Source organism: Mucilaginibacter lappiensis, assembly GCF_050433765.1.
GTDB classification, from domain to species: Bacteria; Bacteroidota; Bacteroidia; order Sphingobacteriales; family Sphingobacteriaceae; genus Mucilaginibacter; species Mucilaginibacter lappiensis_A.
Genome location: NZ_JBNPWP010000011.1, coordinates 81960 through 103417, shown reverse-complemented (window position 1 = coordinate 103417; position 21458 = coordinate 81960). Strand labels below are relative to the sequence as shown.

The 21458-nt window shown below is 41.9% G+C and carries 21 protein-coding genes; 10 read left to right on the top strand and 11 right to left on the bottom strand.

Going from position 1 to position 21458, the window contains the following annotated elements:
• Window positions 1-65: 65 nt before the first annotated feature.
• From M2273_RS25730 to M2273_RS25710, 5 genes are all read left to right on the top strand, one after another.
• The gene (locus M2273_RS25730; RefSeq protein ID WP_429400645.1) at window positions 66-1052 is read left to right on the top strand and encodes an NAD-dependent epimerase/dehydratase family protein; all 987 of its coding nucleotides are present in this window, start codon (window positions 66-68) and stop codon (window positions 1050-1052) included.
• A 37-nt stretch (window positions 1053-1089) separates the two neighbouring features.
• Window positions 1090-1881, top strand: a complete 792-nt coding sequence (locus M2273_RS25725) for an SDR family NAD(P)-dependent oxidoreductase (protein WP_429400644.1) — start codon at window positions 1090-1092, stop codon at window positions 1879-1881.
• 4 nt (window positions 1882-1885) lie between these two features.
• Window positions 1886-2170: a hypothetical protein gene (locus M2273_RS25720; protein WP_429400643.1), complete on the top strand. Its 285-nt coding sequence runs from the start codon at window positions 1886-1888 to the stop codon at window positions 2168-2170.
• A gap of 202 nt (window positions 2171-2372) precedes the next feature.
• Window positions 2373-4040, top strand: a complete 1668-nt coding sequence (locus M2273_RS25715; RefSeq protein WP_429400642.1) for a glutamine--tRNA ligase/YqeY domain fusion protein — start codon at window positions 2373-2375, stop codon at window positions 4038-4040.
• A 143-nt stretch (window positions 4041-4183) separates the two neighbouring features.
• Window positions 4184-4453 carry a hypothetical protein gene (locus M2273_RS25710; RefSeq protein WP_429400641.1) on the top strand — a complete coding sequence of 90 codons (270 nt, stop codon included), beginning with the start codon at window positions 4184-4186 and terminating at the stop codon, window positions 4451-4453.
• Between the two features lie 46 nt (window positions 4454-4499).
• Here the strand turns inward: M2273_RS25710 and M2273_RS25705 are convergent, their stop codons facing one another.
• From M2273_RS25705 to ypfJ, 5 genes are all read right to left on the bottom strand, one after another.
• Window positions 4500-5333, bottom strand: a complete 834-nt coding sequence (locus M2273_RS25705; RefSeq protein WP_429400640.1) for an N-acetylmuramoyl-L-alanine amidase — start codon at window positions 5331-5333, stop codon at window positions 4500-4502.
• A 186-nt stretch (window positions 5334-5519) separates the two neighbouring features.
• Window positions 5520-5804: a hypothetical protein gene (locus tag M2273_RS25700; protein ID WP_429400639.1), complete on the bottom strand. Its 285-nt coding sequence runs from the start codon at window positions 5802-5804 to the stop codon at window positions 5520-5522.
• 51 nt (window positions 5805-5855) lie between these two features.
• Window positions 5856-9002, bottom strand: coding sequence for a DUF3427 domain-containing protein (locus tag M2273_RS25695; protein ID WP_429400638.1), 3147 nt, complete (start codon window positions 9000-9002; stop codon window positions 5856-5858).
• A complete protein-coding gene (locus tag M2273_RS25690; protein ID WP_429400637.1) occupies window positions 8989-9387 on the bottom strand; it encodes a (deoxy)nucleoside triphosphate pyrophosphohydrolase in 399 nt (132 codons plus the stop codon). The genes M2273_RS25695 and M2273_RS25690 overlap by 14 nt, the downstream gene beginning before the upstream one ends.
• 131 nt (window positions 9388-9518) lie before the next feature.
• Window positions 9519-10370, bottom strand: coding sequence for a KPN_02809 family neutral zinc metallopeptidase (gene ypfJ / locus M2273_RS25685; protein ID WP_429400636.1), 852 nt, complete (start codon window positions 10368-10370; stop codon window positions 9519-9521).
• A 547-nt stretch (window positions 10371-10917) separates the two neighbouring features.
• Here ypfJ and M2273_RS25680 point away from each other — a divergent pair.
• The 4 genes from M2273_RS25680 to M2273_RS25665 are packed head-to-tail and all read left to right on the top strand — an operon-like array spanning window position 10918 to window position 14955.
• A complete protein-coding gene (locus tag M2273_RS25680; RefSeq protein ID WP_429400635.1) occupies window positions 10918-11598 on the top strand; it encodes a DUF6134 family protein in 681 nt (226 codons plus the stop codon).
• 30 nt (window positions 11599-11628) lie between these two features.
• Complete coding sequence (locus tag M2273_RS25675) at window positions 11629-12252, top strand: RNA polymerase sigma-70 factor (protein ID WP_429400634.1); 624 nt, start codon at window positions 11629-11631, stop codon at window positions 12250-12252.
• Between the two features lie 4 nt (window positions 12253-12256).
• On the top strand, window positions 12257-13237 hold the full coding sequence (locus tag M2273_RS25670; protein ID WP_429400633.1) for a FecR family protein: 981 nt from the start codon (window positions 12257-12259) through the stop codon (window positions 13235-13237).
• A gap of 17 nt (window positions 13238-13254) precedes the next feature.
• The gene (locus M2273_RS25665) at window positions 13255-14955 is read left to right on the top strand and encodes a carboxypeptidase-like regulatory domain-containing protein (RefSeq protein ID WP_429400632.1); all 1701 of its coding nucleotides are present in this window, start codon (window positions 13255-13257) and stop codon (window positions 14953-14955) included.
• 157 nt (window positions 14956-15112) lie between these two features.
• Here M2273_RS25665 and M2273_RS25660 read toward each other — a convergent pair whose 3' ends face one another.
• Entirely contained in the window at window positions 15113-16651 is a 1539-nt protein-coding gene (locus tag M2273_RS25660) for a Do family serine endopeptidase (RefSeq protein ID WP_429400631.1), read from the bottom strand.
• A 200-nt stretch (window positions 16652-16851) separates the two neighbouring features.
• On the opposite strand from M2273_RS25660, the gene dapF reads away from it, so the two are divergent.
• Window positions 16852-17649, top strand: coding sequence for a diaminopimelate epimerase (gene dapF, locus M2273_RS25655; protein WP_429400630.1), 798 nt, complete (start codon window positions 16852-16854; stop codon window positions 17647-17649).
• Between the two features lie 403 nt (window positions 17650-18052).
• On the opposite strand, the gene M2273_RS25650 is transcribed toward dapF, so the two are convergent.
• The 5 genes from M2273_RS25650 to M2273_RS25630 all read right to left on the bottom strand — a co-directional run bounded on the left by M2273_RS25650 (window position 18053) and on the right by M2273_RS25630 (window position 21376).
• Entirely contained in the window at window positions 18053-18559 is a 507-nt protein-coding gene (locus M2273_RS25650) for an anti-sigma factor family protein (RefSeq protein ID WP_429400629.1), read from the bottom strand.
• A complete protein-coding gene (locus tag M2273_RS25645) occupies window positions 18556-19137 on the bottom strand; it encodes an RNA polymerase sigma factor (protein WP_429400628.1) in 582 nt (193 codons plus the stop codon). The genes M2273_RS25650 and M2273_RS25645 overlap by 4 nt, the downstream gene beginning before the upstream one ends.
• Window positions 19138-19383: 246 nt before the next feature.
• Window positions 19384-19539 carry a lmo0937 family membrane protein gene (locus M2273_RS25640; protein WP_429400627.1) on the bottom strand — a complete coding sequence of 52 codons (156 nt, stop codon included), beginning with the start codon at window positions 19537-19539 and terminating at the stop codon, window positions 19384-19386.
• 211 nt (window positions 19540-19750) lie between these two features.
• Window positions 19751-20296 carry a ferritin-like domain-containing protein gene (locus M2273_RS25635; RefSeq protein ID WP_429400626.1) on the bottom strand — a complete coding sequence of 182 codons (546 nt, stop codon included), beginning with the start codon at window positions 20294-20296 and terminating at the stop codon, window positions 19751-19753.
• A 309-nt stretch (window positions 20297-20605) separates the two neighbouring features.
• Window positions 20606-21376, bottom strand: a complete 771-nt coding sequence (locus M2273_RS25630; RefSeq protein ID WP_429400625.1) for a Ku protein — start codon at window positions 21374-21376, stop codon at window positions 20606-20608.
• Window positions 21377-21458 lie beyond the last annotated feature (82 nt).

The window sequence follows — 21458 nt, the reverse complement described above, 5'->3', positions numbered from 1 at the left end:
AAATCAATATTAAAAATATATTTATAACCCATAGGGGTAAGTACATAATAGGTTGTAATACCTGTATGAAAGTATTAGTTACCGGAGCAACAGGTTTTATTGGCAGACAGCTTACTTTGGCGCTGGCCACAGCCGGCTATGACGTAAAGGCCTTATGCCGCAATACCGATCATCCTTACTTAATAAAACATAAAAATATTGAACCCGTGTTGGGCAATATCCTGTACAAGCAAAGCCTGGCAAGGGCCATGCAGGGTTGCAGCCAGGTTTACCATACTGCTGCTATAGCCAAAATGTGGTGTCGCAACCCCGACGATTACCACGAAACCAATGTTAACGGTACTCATATTGTGTTAGAAACAGCGGGCCTTACCGGTGTAAAAAAGGTGGTATATACCTCCACCTGTGGCGTATGGGGACCAACTATAAAACACCCCATGACTGAAACTGACCCGCGCGTAACCGGCTTCCCGATTGCCTATGAGCGCACCAAATACCTGGCCGAACTGGAGGTGCAAAATTTTATAAAGCAGGGTATGCAGGTGGTAACCGTAAATCCATCGCGGGTGTATGGCCAGGGGCCGGTAACGGATAGCAATACCGTAGGTAAAATGATATCAGGCTATTTAAGCGGCAAATGGCGCATTCTACCAGGTAGCGGCCAGCAGGTAGCCAACTATGCCTTTTTAGATGATGTTGTTGCGGGGCATATTGCAGCTATGGACAAGGGTATCTCTGGCGAGCGTTACATTTTAGGCGGCCACGACATTAGCTTCAATGATTTTTTTAAAACCCTGCAGCAGGTATCAGGCAAACAACTGGGCTTGATCAGGATACCACTGAAAGCTATTAAATTGTACAGCCGCTTGCAATGGCTAAAAACCCGGCTCACTGGTTTGCCCCCGGTATTTTTACCCGAATTTGCTGAGCGTCTTAAATACGACCAAAAATATTGCAGCAATAAGGCTGTAACCTATTTGGGTTATAACATAACCCCATTTGCCGAGGGTTTACACAAAACCGTTGATTATATTAAGGGGATAAAAGAGTAAGGACAAAAGATCAAGGACATTTTTATAAAACACATTTATGCAGCAATTAACCGCCATTGTAACAGGAGCCAGCGAGGGACTGGGAAAATCATTCGCCATTGAGCTGGCAGGCAGAAATATCAACCTGGTGCTGGTTGCGCTGCCCGGATCAGGTTTGCCCGAGCTGGCCTCGTTCATCCGCAAAAACTTTTCGGTTAAGGTTAACTTCGTCGAAATTGATCTGACACGCACCGAAAGTTATCCCGAAATTTTTAGCTATTTACAAGAGCGGTGCATTACAGCGCACCTGCTGATCAACAATGCGGGATTGGGTAATTGGTCGTGGTTTGAGGATAAAAATATTGCTTTTTATAAAATGCAGATAGAGTTGAATGTAATTACCCCGGTAATACTCACCCGGCTGTTCCTGGCCCAGGCCGACGCATCCGTTACCTCATACATTTTAAACGTGGGCAGCCTGGGCGGTTTATTTGTAGTGCCTAAAAAGCAGGTATATGGCGCTACCAAATCTTTCATTCGCTATTTTACCAAATGCCTGCAGCTGGAATTGTACGGATCAAATGTAAAGCTCAGTTTGCTTAGTCCGGGTGGTATCAATACCAAACCCGAATTACTGGTGATGAACAATAGTTTGAAAGGGATATCAAAAGCCACTATACTTGAACCTGAGCAGGTTGCCCGTATCGCCATTGACGGGCTGATGAAAGGCAAAAAAGAGATCATCCCCGGCATGGTGAACAGGTTGCTGGTTTTATTAAACAGTTTGCTGCCTGCTTATGTAAAAGATATTATCATCAAACGAAGATTAAACACTATTTTAGAGTCTTGAATTTATGATCCTGTCATTACCCATATACCGCCTTATTAAAAACCTGTGCAGCTACTTTAACCGCACCAGCAATACCTGCGAGGTGGTGGACGATGAAACCATCGTTATTAACTCCGGCAGCCTGAGCGGACTGATACTGGAATTCCACTACAATATTTGCCAGGTAAAAATTGGCCGACGGTTAAACCTATGTTTGGATATTGACCGCAATACCTCTGTAGACCTGCTGATGCACATTCTGATCAACCATAACATTATCAAAGAAGGCGATATTCCGCCCGCGCCTTGAAGCGCCTCACCTAATCCTCTCCAAAGGAGAGGACTATGCTTTACGAGTTTTTTAACCTATTCTTCCTCATAATATGGGGATTGATATGACCTTGTATTTCATTTCTTTTTTTAAATCCTCTCCAAAGGAGAGGATTTAGCTGAGGCTATCTTAGGGGGCAAATTTTTTTGTTACTTTTGCAGTTGTTATTGCTACTTTATTTATGAGCGAAGAAAGATCACTGAACTTTTTAGAGGAAATTGTTGAAGAAGATATAGCTGCCGGTAAAAACGGTGGTAGGGTATTAACCCGTTTCCCGCCCGAGCCTAATGGATACCTGCACATTGGACATGCCAAATCCATTTGCTTAAACTTTGGACTGGCACAAAAATATAACGGCAAAACCAACCTCCGTTTTGACGATACCAACCCCGTTAAAGAAGACATTGAATATGTTGACAGCATAAAAGAGGATGTTAAATGGCTTGGCTTTGAATGGGAAAAAGAATTATACGCTTCCGATTATTTCGATAAGATATATGAATTTGCCGTTGCCCTGATCAAAAAAGGACTGGCTTATGTTGACGATAGCTCAGCCGAGGAAATAGCCGCGCAAAAGGGTACGCCTACCGAACCTGGCACCCCTAACCAATACCGCAGCCGCTCGGTAGAAGAAAACCTGCAGTTGTTTGCCGATATGAAAGCCGGTAAATATCCTGATGGCGCCAAAGTATTGCGTGCCAAGGTCGACCTGGCATCACCAAACATGCACCTGCGCGACCCTTTGATGTACCGCATTAAACACGCCCACCATCACCGTACCGGCGATGCCTGGTGCATTTACCCGATGTATGATTTTGCCCACGGTCAATCAGATGCTATTGAGGAGATCACTCATTCCGTTTGTACGCTGGAGTTTATTCCGCACAGACCTTTATATGATTGGTTTATTGAGGAGCTGGGTATCTTCCCATCCAAACAATATGAATTTGCACGCCTGAACCTGAACTACACCGTAATGAGCAAGCGCAAGCTGTTGCAATTGGTTGATGAAGGTCATGTAGAAAGTTGGGACGATCCGCGGATGCCAACCATTAGTGGTTTGCGCCGCCGTGGTTATACGCCTGCCTCTATCCGTGAGTTTTGCGAACGCATCGGCGTAGCCAAACGCGAAAACATGATTGATGTTGGCTTGCTGGAGTTTTGTATCCGCGAGGATCTGAACAAGACCGCCTGGCGCCGTATGGCTGTGCTCGATCCGATCAAATGTATCCTGACCAACTATCCCGAAGGCGAAACCGAAACCATGCACGGCGAAAACAACCCCGAGGTTGAAGGCGGCGATGGCGGCAGGGATATTCCTTTTAGTCGCGAACTATGGATAGAGCGTGAGGATTTTATGGAAGTTCCGCCGAAGAAGTTTTTCCGCCTGGGTGTTGGGCTGATGGTGCGTTTAAAAAGCGCCTATATCATCCGCTGCGATGATTTTGTGAAAGATGCTGATGGCAATGTAACCGAGATCCACTGTACCTATCTGCCCGAGTCAAAATCAGGCCACGATACCAGCGGAATCAATGTAAAAGGTACTATTCACTGGGTAAGCGTACCGCACGCTAAAACTGCCGAGGTAAGACTATATGACCGCCTGTTTCAGGTGGAAGATCCATCAAACGAAGATGGTGATTTTAAAGATTACCTGAACCCAAACAGCCTGCATGTACTGCCAACCGCCTACATTGAACCCGACCTGATCAATGCCACTCCTGGCAAACCGGTTCAGTTTATGCGTAAAGGATATTTCACACTTGATAAATATTCAACCGAAGATAAGTTGGTGTTTAATAGAACGGTGACGCTGAAAGACGGGTGGAAGAGCCCCCCAGCCCCCTGAAGGGGGAGTTTTTGATGAGCATATTTTAAAGCCCGATTCTACTAAGAATCGGGCTTTTTATTTTTATTGCAAGCAAATCAAATAGTTCCCCCTTCAGGGGTTAGGGGGCTTAAACTATTTGCTTATTTACCCATCATAATAATATGAAAAAACTATTCCTACCCTTATTGCTAATGATCGTATTTATTAGCTGTAAAATTCCACAAGTATTTGTTGGCATGAACGAGCAACAATTTCAAAAAGAGCATAGGATTATTGCACAACAGGTTGAGTTATCCAACTATCGTACCGTTTATAAAGAGGCTTATGCCGACAGCAGTTATCGTTTTTATTATTTTAAGGATGGTAAACTGTACCTGATGGACCAGGGATATGTCCCTTTTGGATCAAAGAAACCTCTCCCATCCCGGTAAATATCAGGTTAACCCAGCAAATCAAGGAAGTTCCCCCTTCAGGGGGTCAGGGGGTATACTTCCTGTACACATTATACAAAATATTCAGATCCAATTGGGTCATGGTTGGGGTGTCGTCGGTTTGTACGAAGTGGCGTTTGAAGGCTGTTATGGCGGCAGGCAGGTTACTGGTATCGTAGCCGATTAGTTTTAGGGCCGTGGCATAGTCGAAATTATCGGGTGGAAGCTCCAGCAGTTCGTCGCTCCAGTAGCCAAAACCTTTTTGGGCCAGCAGTTTCCAGGGGAAGAATGGTCCGGGATCAGGTTTGCGGAGGGGGGCAATATCCTGGTGACCTATAAAATTGGCTGTGGGTATATTATACACCTTTTTAAGCTGCGCGAGCAGCGCCAGCAGACTTTTCACCTGTGCCTCATTAAAAGGCTCATTGCCGTTATTATCAATCTCGATACCTATGGAGCAGCTGTTCATATCGCTGATGCTGCCCCATTTGCTGATGCCCGCGTGCCAGGCCCGCAGATAATCGTTCAGCATGTGGAACACCTTGCCATCTTTTGCTACCACGTAATGGGCGCTCACCTGCGGCCTTACCAGGGTGAACGTTTTAAGCGTTTGCTGTATAGAATCCTGCGCGGTAAAGTGGATGATCACATAATTAGGCTTGCGCAGGTTAAAGTTCACTGTACCCACCCATTCACTTGGCACGGCGGCACCGGCGCTATCTACCAGCATGGCGGGTTGCGCCTGTTTAATAACTTTCACCACCGAATCGGTTTGGTGTTTGTACACTTTGTTGGTTAAGGCGTATGGCCCCTTAGGAGAGCAGGAACTAAAAGCGGCAACAACGGATATTAAAAGTAGTATGTAATAGTTGTTTTTCATTAGGATAATATACGTGTTGCTAAAGTAAGCAAATAATACACTAAGTAAAAAGCCTATACCGGGGTGTTCATATGTACACCCATGAACGCTCATGAACACCATGTTTTGGCTGATAATCAGCTATTTGTGCTTTTGGAGTGAAATTTAGTTTGAAAAATACTGAACGACATGAACGCTATTAAAATGCTACAAATTGCTCCAGATTATACGAAAATTTACACTTTCATCTGTATGAACAATGCTTTCAAATTCATGCCAGGCAGGGTCATTATCAGGGTCGAATGTTTCCGGTCTTAAGTCTGGCAGGTTCCATTGATCAATATAAAACCATGTTTCATCAATAAGTTTTGAATGAATGAGTTTAGATAGTTCTATTAAGCTAATGTTGGATGGATTAGGGAGAATAACAGAGTTGTACTTTTTATAATTACCGCCATCGCGGTACAGGTAGTTGAATTGGATGTTTGCCATGAGGCAATTTAGGTGGATGGTGGTGGATTGGCAATCGGATATAAGTGAAGATTATCCTATCGCAAGTTTTCCACTTTCTTTCCATATATATGCAGGCATCGGTTCATTCAATTGCCATTCAATATTCATGGGTTTTGACCCACTCGATTTAATATAGTTTGCATCACCCAAAAAAACATAGGGTATGGTAAAACCAAATTCATCATCATTTTGCTCACGTACAAAAAGTAAAATTCTTTTATCTTGTTTGTTATGGTTTATGTACGATAACCCTTTGGCTGATTCTGGAGTTGTTGCATTTTGTGATTGCCAATGAAATAAATACTCATTGATAGCATAATCATCATATAAAGTAGATGGCGAATATTCCTTCTCTGATTTTTTAAGTGTTATGAACAGTGACTCAATATTTAGATCTTTATTAGCTGCCACCCCTTCCCTATTTGAAGATGCTTTATCAAATTTATGAAGTCTGGTTGCAACCAATATTTCACTTCTATTATATCGGCTGTGAACCTTTAGTGGCAAAGAGAAATTTAGATCGATGTCTTTTTCGATGAAGTCAACTTTAGAAATTAAGTAATTCATCACCTCCAGTAATTCAGATACCATTACCGGATTTTTTGAAATCTGATTGATGCTATCTTTTAGTGACATAAACCCTAATTGCGGACCAGCCTTTTGCCAAACATCATAGTGGAACATTAAAAGCATCTGGTTCTGTTCGTCGCTTAATGAGCTTGTATTGAAACCACCTTCAATTAAATCTCTTAAAAACTTAAGATAGCTTATTGAGTTACACCCTAACAGCCGTTTTATACATCCTGTAATTTCAGCCTCATTTGGCTCTACAAAATTTTCTATTACCCCAGCCTCAACACAAAGTCTCCTCCAGTTATCTTTTTTATAAATCAATTGAGATTCAATATGTTGAAACTCAATAAAGTTTTTTAAAGTTAATGATAGGGTTGTTTGATGCTTGAAGTTCTGAATTTTAACAATCAGTTGCCTTCTATTAAATCCAATTGCGGCCTTAATATTTTTAAGGATTACTTCTTTTGCTTTTTTTTCTAAAACGATAGAACATCCTAAAGGTAGATGGGGAAATTCATCTTCAATTTCTTTAATTATTGAGGTCTGCGTTTTGCCAACTAATGCTCTAAACTTATGTTCAAAATCATATTCAGGACGAGCATTGCCTACAAAATCTAAAACGGTTAAACAGTCTTTGTTTGGAGCGAGACGAAGCCCACGACCAAGTTGTTGCAGAAATATGGTTAAGCTTTCAGTTGGCCTAAGAAATAATACGGTATCTATTTCTGGAATATCAACCCCCTCGTTAAAAATGTCTCTTACAAAAAGGTAGTTAATTTCTTTATTGTGTAATTTTTCCCTTATTTCTGAACGACTATTCGAGTTGTCACTTGTTAAGTAATCTGCTTTTAATCCAGCCAAAGTAAACTTCTCGGCCATATACCGCGCATGATCCATGCTTACGCAAAATCCTAATGCCCTTACATCATGTACATTTGTTAGATATTTATCGCAGTTACTTAAAATATCACTAACTCGTCTATCATCCTCAGTATACAATTTCGTTAATTCATTAATCTCATACCTTCCATTTTTCCATGATAGTTTTGATAAGTCAACACTATCAGATAATGCAAAATATTGAAAAGGAGATAATAGTTTTCTATTGAGTGCTTCTGGTAATCTAATTTCGGCCGCAATTACACCACTAAAATCTTTTAAGATGTCTTCACCGTCGCTCCTTTCGGGTGTTGCCGTTAAACCAAGTAAAACTTTAGGGTTAAATTGTGCAAGAATAGGCCGATAGCTTGATGCTGCTATATGATGAACTTCATCAATAATTATAAAATCATAAAAGCTTGGTGAAAGCGACATTCTATTTCTCTGATTCGCCAAGGTTTGAACAGAAGCAAATACAAATTCATAATTATCTGGTTCCTGACCGTCTACCCAAAGTTCACCAAAGTTTGCATTTTTTAATACGTGCTGAAAAGTTCGTTGAGCTTGTTCAAGTATTTCCTTTCTATGTGCTACAAATAAAAGTCGGGCGCGCGGATTGTTGTTTTTGAAATCCCTGTAGTCAAAAGAGGATATGACCGTTTTGCCAGTACCTGTTGCAGCTACAACAAGATTTTTATATCGGTTATGTATAATCCTTTCAGACTGTAATTTCTCTAAAATCTCTTCTTGACTTGGAAATGGTTTTAAATCAAAAAAACTGGTTATAATTGTCTTGTCATAGGACCTCTGTTGCTTTAACGCATTGGTAAGTCGTAATTTATCTTTTCCAAATTCATATTTTTCAAAGTCTTTGTCTACCCAGTAAGTTTCAAATGTCTTTTTAAACTTCTCAATAATATGATTGATTTCTTTGGAGGTCACCTTTAAATTCCACTCTAAACCATTTGTTAATGCCGATCTCGACATATTTGAAGAACCAATATATCCAGTATTAAAACCTGTATTTCTTAAAAACAAATATGCTTTGGCATGTAATCGTTCATGTTCAACATTATAGGAAACTTTAATGTCTGTGTTTTTTAAACTTGAGAGAAATTCGACGGCTTTTATGTCAGTAGCGCCCATATAAGACGTAGTAATAATACGTAGTTTTTTGCCGCTATTTGTAAACTCTATTAGTTCATTTTCAAATATTCGAATACCAGAAAACTTAATAAATGACACCAACCAACAAATCTCATCTGATGAACGGATTTCTTTTTTTATTTCACTCTCAAGTGAAATTCCCACATTATTTCCTGTGAAAAGCTCGCTTTGGCTTAATCGGGTATAGGGAGTAATTTCCTTAATTCGATTGTTAAAATCAGCAAATGGAGAGTCTAATTTAGAAAATATAGCATCTAATATTTTACCTTCATTATCAATTAAATTGTCTGAAAGATTGATGCCTGGTAGTTCATTTATTAATAGCTGAATGATCTTGTTAGATAGCTCAATTTGTTTAATCGTTTTATCATCATCCTTTATTTCATTCAAGGCATATTTTATAGTTTCAGCCAAATAAAGACTTAAATATCTTGAGGCTTCCTCTTTATCTAACTGGGTACTTTTAATAAAAAAAGCATCTCTGTTTAATAGATCTAACTTGTTAGCTATAAGTTTATTGATAAGCTGCTCATAGAGCCCCAATTCAAATACTGGCATTTATAAGGTTTAAGTAATATTTAACAATTGGAATATCGGCATCAGCCCAATCCAAAGCTAACAATTCATTTTTATGCAACCATTTAAAATCAGCATGTTCTTTTAATATAATATCACCTTTTACATGACCACATATAAAAGGCATAAGTTTTATGGTAATATTGGGGTATGAGTGAGTATTTGGCGGCAATGCTTTTATAATTTGAATTTCAATATTAAGTTCCTCTTTAATTTCTCTAATTAAACAAGCTTCGGGCGTTTCATTGGCTTCAATTTTTCCTCCAGGAAACTCCCATTTTAAGGGCAAATTCATATTGTTACTACGCTGGGCAGCCAGTATTCGCTCTTCATTGTTAATTATAAGGGCACATGTAACTTTTATCACAACCCTAAAATAATATTTTAAGATTAAAGTGACTCAATTATTATCCCACGCTACCACAAGCGAAACGCTTGCGGCAGCGGTAGGATATACACAGTTCGCAATTACTCCGTTCCAATTACGATACATCCCCCCTACCTCGCATTGGCAAAAGTATCACCTTGCTTAACGTCCCCGGTTTCGTAGCCTTTTTTAAACCAGTACATGCGCTGGGCGCTGGTGCCGTGGGTAAAGCTATCGGGTTCAACGTGGCCGCTGGTTTGTTTTTGCAGGCGGTCGTCGCCAATGGCATTGGCCGCGTTCAGGGCTTCTTCAATGTCGCCGGGTTCAATCACTTTTTTAATGCTTTGTTCATAGTGCGCCCATACGCCGGCATAAAAATCGGCCTGTAGTTCCAGTTTAACAGATAACTTATTGTATTGCCTTTTACTGAGGCGGCTGCGGGCTTCGTCCATTTTGGCCGAGACACCCAACAGCTTTTGCACATGGTGACCAACCTCATGCGCAATCACATAGGCCTGGGCAAAATCGCCGGCGGCGCCAAAACGGTTCTGCAGTTCGTCATAAAAAGAAAGATCAATATACACCTTCTCATCCCCCGGACAATAGAACGGCCCCGTGGCCGAGCTGGCGTTACCACAACCAGATTGGATATAATCGGTAAAAAGCACCAGTTTGGGTTTCTGGTAGGTTTTGCCCATTTCATTAAAAAGCTTGTTCCATATATCCTCGGTATCGGCCAGTACCACGCGTACAAATTGCTTCGGTTTATCTTCGGGGGCACCCGGCTCATTGGCCCGCTGCTCAGTTTGCACCCGGCTGCTGTCGCTTACCTGGTTAAGCAGTTGCGAGGGATCAATCCCCGTAAAATAATAAATAGCCAGCGCAATAATGCCCACAATACCTCCGCCCAGCGCAAAGCGGCCTCCGCCGCCTCCCCGGTTATCCTCTACATTATCGCTTTCGCGCCTCCCAAACCATTGCATGTTGATGTAATTAATTGTTTATTAAACATAATTGCCCGGGCGATTGTTTTGTCCTTCTCCATGCTATCCATCACGTAATCGATTTTAGTTCCCCTCTTGAGAGGGGGCGCGTAGGAATCGCGGGTGGCAGGGGTGTGTTTATACGTGCGATGAAAAGTACACACCCCTCCACCCCTCTCAAGAGGGGAATAGCCTATGAAAAGACAGAATTAAATTTTAAAGTGGCCTGTGCGATTCCCTCCCGACGGGAGGGTGTAGGGAGGGGTTTATGCGACATACATCACGAATACCCCTCCCTGCCATTGCACGCAACCACCTGCACCCCTCCTGTGGGGAGGGAATTGAAAACCCAATCTTTTATTCAAAGCCCTGCCCCCTGGAGAGGGTTGGGTGAGGCAACTTTTTTAAATAAAATCTACTAATTTAGTAGATTATTTTTCTACCTTAGTAATTATTATGAAATCACATAGGGGTAAAGCTTTAATATGTTGTAATAGCTGTATATAAGAATCATACAGTTGTTTACGCTATTAAAAATTTTACCACCATGATACCCGCATTATTAATCTGGCTCTTTAAAAAATACCTGGCCCCGGCCTTAAGGGACAAAAACATTTCCGCATTAACTTTTATTAACCCGTTAAAAAAAGTGGCCACCCTGCTGGCATTGCTTTGCTTTTCATCAGGGTTGATGGCGCAGGAACAGATGGTTAAATACAATGTTTTGCACAGCGGCAAAGTGGTTGGCCGAATGGATCTGTACCAGAAACGCACGGGCGATGACCTGTATCTTAAAATGACATCCGAAGTAAAAATGCGTTTTATCATGAGCATTAAGGTTGATATTCATGAAGAGTCGCTTTTTCAAAATGGCAAACTCATCAGCTCGCGGGTTTGCCGCAACGTTAACGGCAAAGAAAAGGCCAACCGCCAAACCAAAGCCTGCGGCGATTGCTATCAAACCTTGGCCGAAGGTAAAAGCGGGCAGCTGAATCAAAAGCATATCAGCCAAAATCTGATGTTGTTATATTGCCAGGAGCCTGATGATAACGCGCAGGTTTACTCCGACAATTTTCAGCAGTTTTTGCAGGTAAAACAAGTTTCGCCGCACGTGTACCGCATTGATCTGCCCGATGGTAATTACAATTATTACTCGTACACCAATGGGGTTTGCAGCAAGGTTGATATCCACCATTCGTTTTATACCATTCAAATTCAGCTGGCCTAACCTGTTGCTTTTCACGCTCCCTTCATGAATATGACCGCCAAACAAGCTATCTTTAGCGCAAACTTTCACCCGTTTAAAGTGGAATATAGCGATAGTACGGTCATCAGTTTATTAAAACAAGGCGGCGAAAAGGCATTTGAATGGTTATTTAAAGCGCATTTTAAAAGCCTGCATGCCTATGCCTATACTTTTTTAAAGGATGATGAAATGGCCGAAGAGATTGTTCAAAACGTATTTTGCCGCATCTGGGAAAAGCGTGAACAGCTAAAGACCGATGGGTCGCTTAAAGCCTATCTGTACCGTGCCGTGCATAACGAAAGCCTTAACTATTTAAAACATCAAAAGGTAAAGGCATCCTTCGGGGTATATTATGCCGGGCAATTGCAGCAGGACGAGGAAGAACAGGCATCAAAAAAAGTGCTGACCGCCGAGCTCCAGCAACGTATTGATACTGCTATGAGCGAGCTGCCGCAGCAATGCCGCACTATTTTTCAGCTAAGCCGGTTTGAGCAGCTTAAATACCAGCAAATTGCCGACCACATGGGACTTTCTATAAAAACGGTAGAGAACCAGATGGGCAAGGCCCTGCGGGTGATGCGCCAGAAACTGGCGGAATTTTTACCGATTATTTTACTTTTATTAATGAAATGGTAGCATTATGAGTAATGCCAATATAAATATAGATGATGATGTGCTGGTAAAATACCTGGCAGGCGAAGCTACGCCCGCCGAAGTTTTACTGGTTGAGGGATGGATTGCTGCCAGTGAAACCAACCGTAAGCTTTTTAATGATTTTAAGCTGATATGGGACCAAAGCCCGGTAACTGAAAGAAATGTGGATAAAGATGATGCTTTTATTCGCCTGCAAAACCGAATTAAAAACGCTCCGGCGGTACCGCGCAAAGCTGTTATCAAAAAATTAAACCGCTCCCAGTGGATAGGTTTGGCAGCATCGGTAATTTTAATATGCACAGTGCTTTGGTTAACCTTTAACCACACTTATGATAACGGCTCGGTTTCGTTTGTGAGGATTGATAGCAAGAACAAGGTACATACCCAAACCCTGCCCGATGGATCGGTTATTACATTGAACACCCGTTCAACCATCATTTATCCGGGCAAGTTTTCCGGCAATATTCGTCCGGTGAGCTTGCGGGGCGAGGCCTTTTTTAAAGTTACGCCCAATAAAACAAAACCTTTTATAATTAAAGTGAATGATGTAACGGTTAAGGTGATTGGAACGTCATTCAATATAAAGAGCCGGAACGGCAAAACCGAGGTGATTGTAGAAACTGGTATTGTAAAAGTGAGCAAAAAACAAAACAGCGTTGACCTTAACCCCGGCGAGCGCGTAACCATTACCAAAACAAAGGGTCTACTAAAGGAAACCAGTAATAACAAGCTGTATAACTATTATATAACCCGGCAATTGGTTTGCGATAAAACGCCATTGCCCGAGGTAGTACAGGCCCTTAACGAGATATTTGGGGCGCATATCATTATAGCCAATAAATCATTGGAGCGTTTGCCTATTACCACTACTTTCCGGGGCCAGTCGCTTGATGAAATATTGGGGGTCATTTCCGAAACGTTTAAGATCACAGTGGTTCATAAAAACCGACAGATCATTCTTAAATAAAACTATCTACCATAACAATGGGTTGTTTACGCGGTTATATTCTTTCGGCTATGATGCTTATAGCGCTTCCTGTAATTTGCCGGGCGGCCGCTACTGAATCTATTCTGGCCAAAAACATATCGGTGCACGTAAACAATATGCGCCTGGGAACGGTGCTAAAAACCATTGAACAAAAAGGCAATTTCACTTTCTCGTACAACAGCAACATTGTAAAAACCGATAGCCTGGTAACGGTTAATGCCGACAACTGGACCATTAAGGAAGTGCTTGACCATATGCTCATGAACCGTTTTGAGTATAAAGAAACGCACAACTTCGTAATCCTGCGCTATGCCCCGCTACAGCTATCATTAACCACCGAAAAGGCCGCTGCCGAAGATGATGAATACAGCATCAGCGGTTTTGTGACCGATGAGCAAAGCGGCAAAAGACTGGAGAACGCCAGTGTATATGACCGCGTTCTGCTGCAATCAACCCTCACCGATAAAGACGGGCATTTTGAGCTCCATCTTAAAAACAATGGTCAGCCGGTTACTTTAACCATCAGCAAGGAGTTTTATAAAGATACCACCATTACCTTTTTGGCCGGGGTAACCGTAAACCCCAACACCGGTAAATCCAAAAGCCTGATAGATTATGTGATCAGCGGCGACAGTGACGGTATTGAGAACACTTCATTAGGGCGACTTTTCATATCAACCAAACAACAAATACAAGCAGCCAACCTGCATGGCCTCATCGCGCAGGCCCCGTTCCAGGCATCGGCCATACCAGGGGTAAGCACCCATGCCGAATTTAGCGGGCAGGTGGTTAACACAGTTTCGTTAAACGCCGTAGGCGGTTATAATGCCGGGGTTGATGGCTTTGAGCTCGGTCTTATTTTTAACCTTGATAAAGGCGATGTAGGTGCTGTTCAAATAGCAGGAATATTCAACGTGGTGGGCGGCAATGTTAACGGAATACAGTTGGGCGGCCTGTACAACAATGTGCTGGGCAGCGTTAGGGGTATACAGCTATCCCTTTTGCACAACAGCGTAAAACGCGACCTTAATGGCATACAGCTATCCGGCTTGTACAACCATACCCGCGGTGCGGTTAGGGGCATACAGCTGGGGGCATTGGGCAATATAGCCGGTCAAAAGTTTAGCGGCATACAATTGGCCGGGCTTTTTAATTATGCCCGCAACCTGCGCGGTGTACAACTGGGCCTTGTAAACTTTGCCGATACTTCGTCGGGCTATAGCATAGGCTTAATAAACATTGTACGTTATGGGTATCATAAGCTGGCCCTATCTGCCAATGAAACCCTGGATGCCAACGTGGCCCTTAAAACGGGTAGTAAAAACTTTTACACCATTTGGCGGGGAGGTATGCGGTTTAATGATAACAGCAAACTGTATGGCTTTGGCTTTGGTTTTGGCAGGGAACTGGGCCTGGGTAAGCGCCTTGCTCTTAATCCCGAATTAACTCAGCAATATATTTACCAGGGCAACTGGACAAGGACCAATCAATTGAGCCGAATTGATGCCGGGTTAACTTATAAGTTTGGAAAAAATTTCTCCATAAATGCAGGTCCGTCGTTAAACATTTTTTATTCAGATCAGCGCAGTCAGGTTAATGGTTATGCTTATGTTCGGGATCTGCATCACAGTTTTATTAATGACTCCAAGGCCTGGAGCGGCTGGGTTGGGTGGAGTGTAGGGATTAGTTTCTTTTGATTTGATAATTCCTCCAATATGTCATGCTGAACTTGTTTCAGCATCTCACGTATAAGGCCCTCTTTCATATTTATTTTTAGATTCCCCCTCAGGCCAAACAAAAAACCCGGCCATATGGCCGGGTTTTTCTTATCAATCACTTTATTATAAAATTTGCTTATTGCACCTGGAACATATTATTAAAGTTTGTTCCATCTGGATAGTAGCCAGAGATTACCAGGTTACCGTTGCGCAGGTTGGTGATAGCTTTATCAATATCGGCCACGTTATTAATTGGCGATTTATTGATACTGGTGATCACAGAACCTACCGGGATCTCAAAGTTATCAAACACGCGGCCCGGACGAACCTGGGTTACCTTAACGCCTGAGCTCACATGGAACTTAGCTTTTTCGGCCGGGGTTAACGGCGAGAAGCTTGCACCCAGCCTGTTAAACAGTTCCTCGGCCGATTTTGAAACAGCCGCGGTACGGGTTGATGGAGCGGCATCTGCCTTAAGCGTTACTTCAAAGTTTTTCTCCTTACCATCACGCAATACGGTCATGTTTATTTTATCGCCAGGCTGTAAGCGGCCCACGCGTTCCTGCAGATCTGATGATTCATATACAGGTACACCCTCAACTTTTTCAATGATATCACCTTTTTGAATACCGGCCTGCTGAGCGCCACCGCCAGCTACAAGGTCATTCACATATAAACCGTTTGAATTGTTGATACCCAATTGTTGTGCAACATCAGGGTTTAGCTCGGTAAAGCTTACACCAACAAAGCCACGTTTTACAGTACCATACTTTTTAATATCGTTCAATACTTTTTTGGCCAGGTTAACGGGTATAGCAAAGCCATAACCCTCGTATGACCCAGTGTGCGATGCTATTGCCGCGTTAATACCAACCAGTTCACCTTTGGTGTTTACCAGGGCGCCACCACTGTTACCTGGGTTAATGGCTGCATCGGTTTGAATAAATGATTCAATGGCCTTGTTTAGCTTTGGTGTTGATTGCTGGCTACGGGTACGGCCAAACGGGTTATCGTCCTCGCTATCATTGCTGCCAATAATACCAATATTACGGCCTTTGGCACTTACAATACCCGCGGTTACGGTTGAATTTAAATTAAAAGGATTACCAACCGCCAACACCCATTCTCCTACACGAACCTCGTCAGAGTTACCTAATTTTACTATAGGCAAGTTTGTAGCGCTAACCTTGATCAGCGCCAGGTCGGTGCTTGGATCGGTACCGATCACCTTAGCATCAAAGGTACGGTGATCATTGGTAGCTACTGTAATTTTATCGGCTTTATCAACCACGTGATTATTGGTTACAATATAGCCATCGGTCGAAATAATGACGCCGGAGCCAGATGCCTGCTGTGGTCCACGCTGAGGCATACGCTGGCCAAACATATCGCCAAACATTTGCTCTAACTGGTCCTGTCCGCTACCACCCGACTTGCTGCTGTAACTTGTACGAATGTGCACGACTGCGGGGGTTACCGCCGCTGCTGCTTCTGTAAAATCAAGCGACCCGGTTGACGATACAACAGGAGCAGTTTTATTACTGGTAAAATAAACCTTTTGCTTTTCTTCAAAGCTCATATTATCGGCATATTTACTTTCAATTACCTTATATGCACCCAAAGCCAGTGCACCTCCTACAAAAGCGGTTAATAGTGTTAAACCTATCTTTTTCATTTATATTTGCCTTTCTTTATTACGTTTATAATTATGCTTATATAATTTAACAACTCAAATTTAATACCATATAGACGATAATATCAACGATAAGTTATTACATTTTTTGTTAAAATTTGTTAAATTAAATTTACGCTGTTACGATGGTTGTTATCCAGGGTTAGGTTAACGCTAAGTAGCTGATATTAAATGACATTATTGTGAAGATACGATTTTATAAATACCAGGGCGCCGGCAATGATTTTATACTGGTTGATAACCGCGAAAATAAGATAGATCATACCAATCCTATGCTTATTTCGTCCCTGTGCGACCGTCGTTTTGGTATAGGCGGCGACGGGATGATGTTTCTGCAAAATAAAGAGGGGTTTGATTTTGAGATGGTTTATTACAATGCCGACGGACAACCCAGTAGCATGTGCGGCAATGGCGGCAGGTGCATTGTAGCCTTCGCTAAGTTTTTAGGAATCATTAAAACCGATACTGAATTTTTGGCGGTTGATGGCCCGCACCATGCCAAAATTACCGATAGTGGCGATTGGGTGAGCCTGCAAATGATTGATGTAGCCCAAATTAATACCGATAAGGATGCTTATGTGCTCAATACGGGATCGCCCCATTATGTAAAGCAGGTAGATGACCTGGAACACCGCAACGTATATCAGGAGGGTAAAGCTATTCGCAACAATGCAACCTACCGCGAAAAGGGTATTAACGTAAATTTTGTTGAACCAACCGATGATGGCTATTTTGTACGCACCTTTGAACGCGGCGTAGAAGATGAAACCTTTGCCTGCGGAACCGGTGTTACTGCCGTTGCTCTTGCTATGGCCAGCCATAAACAACAAACCGGGCATATCACTACCCCCATTAAAGTTTTAGGAGGCAACCTCAACATCCGCTTTAATTACGATGGCAAAGTATTCACCGATATTTTTTTAGAAGGTCCGGCTGTGCAGGTGTTTAGCGGCGAGGTGGACAGCCCCCCAACCCCCTGAAGGGAGAGCTTTTTGCCATTAACCCCCACCTGTCATGCCGAATTTATTTCGGCATCCCACATGTAAGGTTATTCAATAGCAGTTAAACTGTTCCTGAGAGATCCTGAACAAGTTCAGGATGACAACACATGATATATTGGGCCTAAAAAAATAAAAGCCCCCCAGACTTGCTCCGGGGGACTTTCAACCTAAACCTTATCACAATTAAACCGGTAAGTTTACCAGTTCATGTATGTTAATACAATTACTATACCAAAATTTCTTATCGTGTTGAATTTATGGCCCATATCATTACTGATATAGGAAAAGCGCATAAAACTGACCCTTAAATTATATAAAAAACCAACGATTGACAAAATTGTACAGGCAATTGTCGGTTTTGGCATACACCTGTGTACAAAACTTATATTTGCTTTGCGGTTTTCTTTCTGCGCAAATAGGAATCTGTTAAAAACAAAGCAAGTATTACATCAAATATTAAAAACCATTTTAAAAATGGTCCGCTTAAAAGGCTATTGGTACTGGGCAGTTTAACGCTGGCCGGCAGCTTAATATCAGTAACACTAACATTAATGCCTGAAATATCTGTGTTGGCAAATGCAAACACCAACAAGGCCAGTATAGTGAACGCAAAGAAAACAGATATGCCCAAAATGATACGCTTATCAATAGCCGCCTTAAGGGGCTTCATGGCATTTTCGGTGCGTATGGCTTCCATTACATTATAAGTAAAGGCCATAGGCGGCTCATCAAGTTCCATAGTTGCAAACTCCTGGTTAAGCGCCAGCAGTTCCTGATACTTTTTGGCATACACCTCATCCTGCTCAATAAGCCTGGCAATGGCATCCTGCTCAGCCGGAGTGCAGGTTCCATCAATATAGTTCCAGAGTTTTTCTTCAATCGTGTTCATATCAGTTCTTTCACCTCTTGCTTTAAATTGCGCTCCAGCTTTTCTTTTAAACGCTGGCGTGCCCTAAATAGTTTAACCTTAACCGTATTAGCCTCCATACCCAATGCCTGGCCAATTTCTTCTAATGATTGCTCGCCTTTATAAAACAGGGTAATAATGGTAGCATCATCGGGCAGCAGTTGTTCAATAGCCTGGTTAAGGTAAAACGATCTTGATTTATTTTCTACATTATGCGTATCATAGCCCGATTCATGGTTTTCAACCTGTATATAGGTGTTTTCGTCGTCTATCGAATCGGTTGCTACGCGTTTTTTTCTTAAAAATGTCATTGCTGTAGTATAAACTATACTATACAGCCATGTACTAAATTTTGACTGCCCCTGGAACGAAGCCAGCGAGCGGTACGCTTTTATAAAACAATCCTGGGCAATCTCTTCAGCATCCTCCCGCCCTTTCGCAAAACGCATGGCCAGGGTAAATACAAAACGCTGGTGCCGTTTAATCAGATCAGCATAGGCCGACTGGTTACCTGCCAGGGTTTGTTCTATAAGTTCGATATCTGAAAGCTTGCTCTGCATCTGTTACAACCTCTCTGACGCCGTGGTTTTAACTTAGGTTACATTGGTTATGTAAATTTAATAAAATAAAAGCGGAAAGCTCCCAGGCCTCTGAAGGGGTGTTTTTGATTGCATTAGCTTAATTGAACGATGTAATTAAACCGGCATTTTAATATTTTAATATTAAGCTGCTGCTATTACAGTTGCCTTACAAACAAAAATGCCCCCGGTTCTCCCGGGGGCATTTCATTTATTATTTAATCAGCTTTAAATAGCCGTTGGTCGCCTAATGATCCCTAATAGCAGCGCAATTATTGCTATAACCAGCAGTACATGGATCAAACTGCCTACAGATGTAAAAAACACGCCAATTGCCCAGCCTATCAGCAGGATAACTGCAATTATATACAGTAGTGAGTTCATAGTAATTTAGCTTTAGTTAACGATTTCATAGATACTTATATAATACCCATATGCTTAAAAATGTTTTAAAAAAAAGTTGGAAATGAACCGACATACGGGATAAAACGTGCTATTGCAATGAATTTAGCAAGCTGATAGTCATCCGCTTACATAAATACATAAGCGGATGACTGCCTGGTGCCTCATGCACGGAACAGGCCTTCAATTTTAATTACTTTTCCCCTAATCTTGATGCCTGGTAGATACCCCTTTTGGCAATTAGGGTTAATAAGCTGTCGGCATTTTTTTCTGCCTGTAGTGTGGTGTCAAGCAGTGCGGCAGCCTCGGCATAGCCCAATACGTCGGCCAGTGTTTTTAATGTACCATATGATGCAATTTCATAGTGTTCTATTTTTTGAACTGCCGATATAATTCCTGCATCACGGGTAAAGCTGCCCTTTTCTGTTTCAGCAATAATCTCATCACTTTCTTTAATTAAATCGGCCATAGCTTCACATTTTACAGCCGCTACTTTTTCGCCTATTGATTCAAAGGCCGACTCTAAGCGGGTAACATGGTTTTCCGTTTCGATAAGGTGATTTTCAATTGCCAACCTCAACTCATCAGATGTTGCCGCTTTTGCCATTTTGGGCAATGCCCTGATCAGGTGTTTTTCGGCCCAATAAATGTCCCTTAATTCGTCAATAAATAGCTCATTTAATGCCCATTCCAGACCAAGCCCTGTTGGTTCTGGCGCTTTTATTTTTGTGGTTATCATGGCAGGATTTTTTTTTACTTTTTCTATCAATAAAGAAGCAAAGGCAATGCCGTATTTGCCTGTTTATCAATAATATTAATTACTAAGCAAGTAAATAAATATACACATTCTTAAACAGCAAAATAGTGTAGCAATAAAGATTAATTTTGTATGGTAAAATGGAAAAATGTTAAGTATTTAAAATTCTAAAACATAAACTCTAAAACATAAATGCTGGAATGTTGAGCTATAAACATAAATTCTAACGCGAATCCTTTTTTTCCTTAGAATTTAGGGTTTAGGTTTTAGATATTAGAATTTACAATCCCCCTACGCCCCTTTTCTGGCTTTCAGGCTGCTCATCAGCTGATCATACAAATCATCACTTGTGGCTTTATGCGGCTTTAACTTTTTAACCGTTGCCCGCTTACCTTTTGATTTGGCTTTAATGATCTTTAACAGCTCATCATTATACTCATCCTTAAACTTTGATACATCAAACTTTGATGCATACTGATCTATCAGGGCCAGGCCTACATCCAGCTCTTTTTTACTTACCGTAACATCATCGGCTATGTTTAATTCATCGGTGTCCCGTATCTGTTGGCCAAAACGTATGCGGGTTACAACCAGCACATTTTTAACTGGATGTACAATACACAAACTCTCGGTGCTGCGCAGTACAAAGCGGGCAAGGCCGGCTTTTTTTGATTGCTGCAACGCTTTTAGCAACAGCGCATAGGCTTTATTATTCTTGGTATCGGGCTCAGTATAGTACGATGTTTCGTAAAACATGGGATTTACCTCGGTAATGTTTACAAAGTTTTCGATCTCGATCACTTTGCTTTTTTCGGGAGCGGCATCTTCAAAGTCCTGATCCTCCACTATCACATAATCATCATTCAGTTTGTATCCTTTTACAATTTTATCGTATGGTACTTCTTTATGGGTATGCTCATTTACCCGCTGGTAGCGTATACGGGCATGATCCCGACCATCCAACATATCAAAATCAAGCGAACTGGTTTGTACCGCCGAATACAGTTTTACCGGTATACTCACCAGGCCAAAACCAATTGAACCTTTCCAGATAGATCTCATAACGCAGGTAGTTAAAATGCTTAAGTATAACCACCGGGGGGTTAAACGGTTTTATATAACCTCACCTAAACGGCGAAGCCTT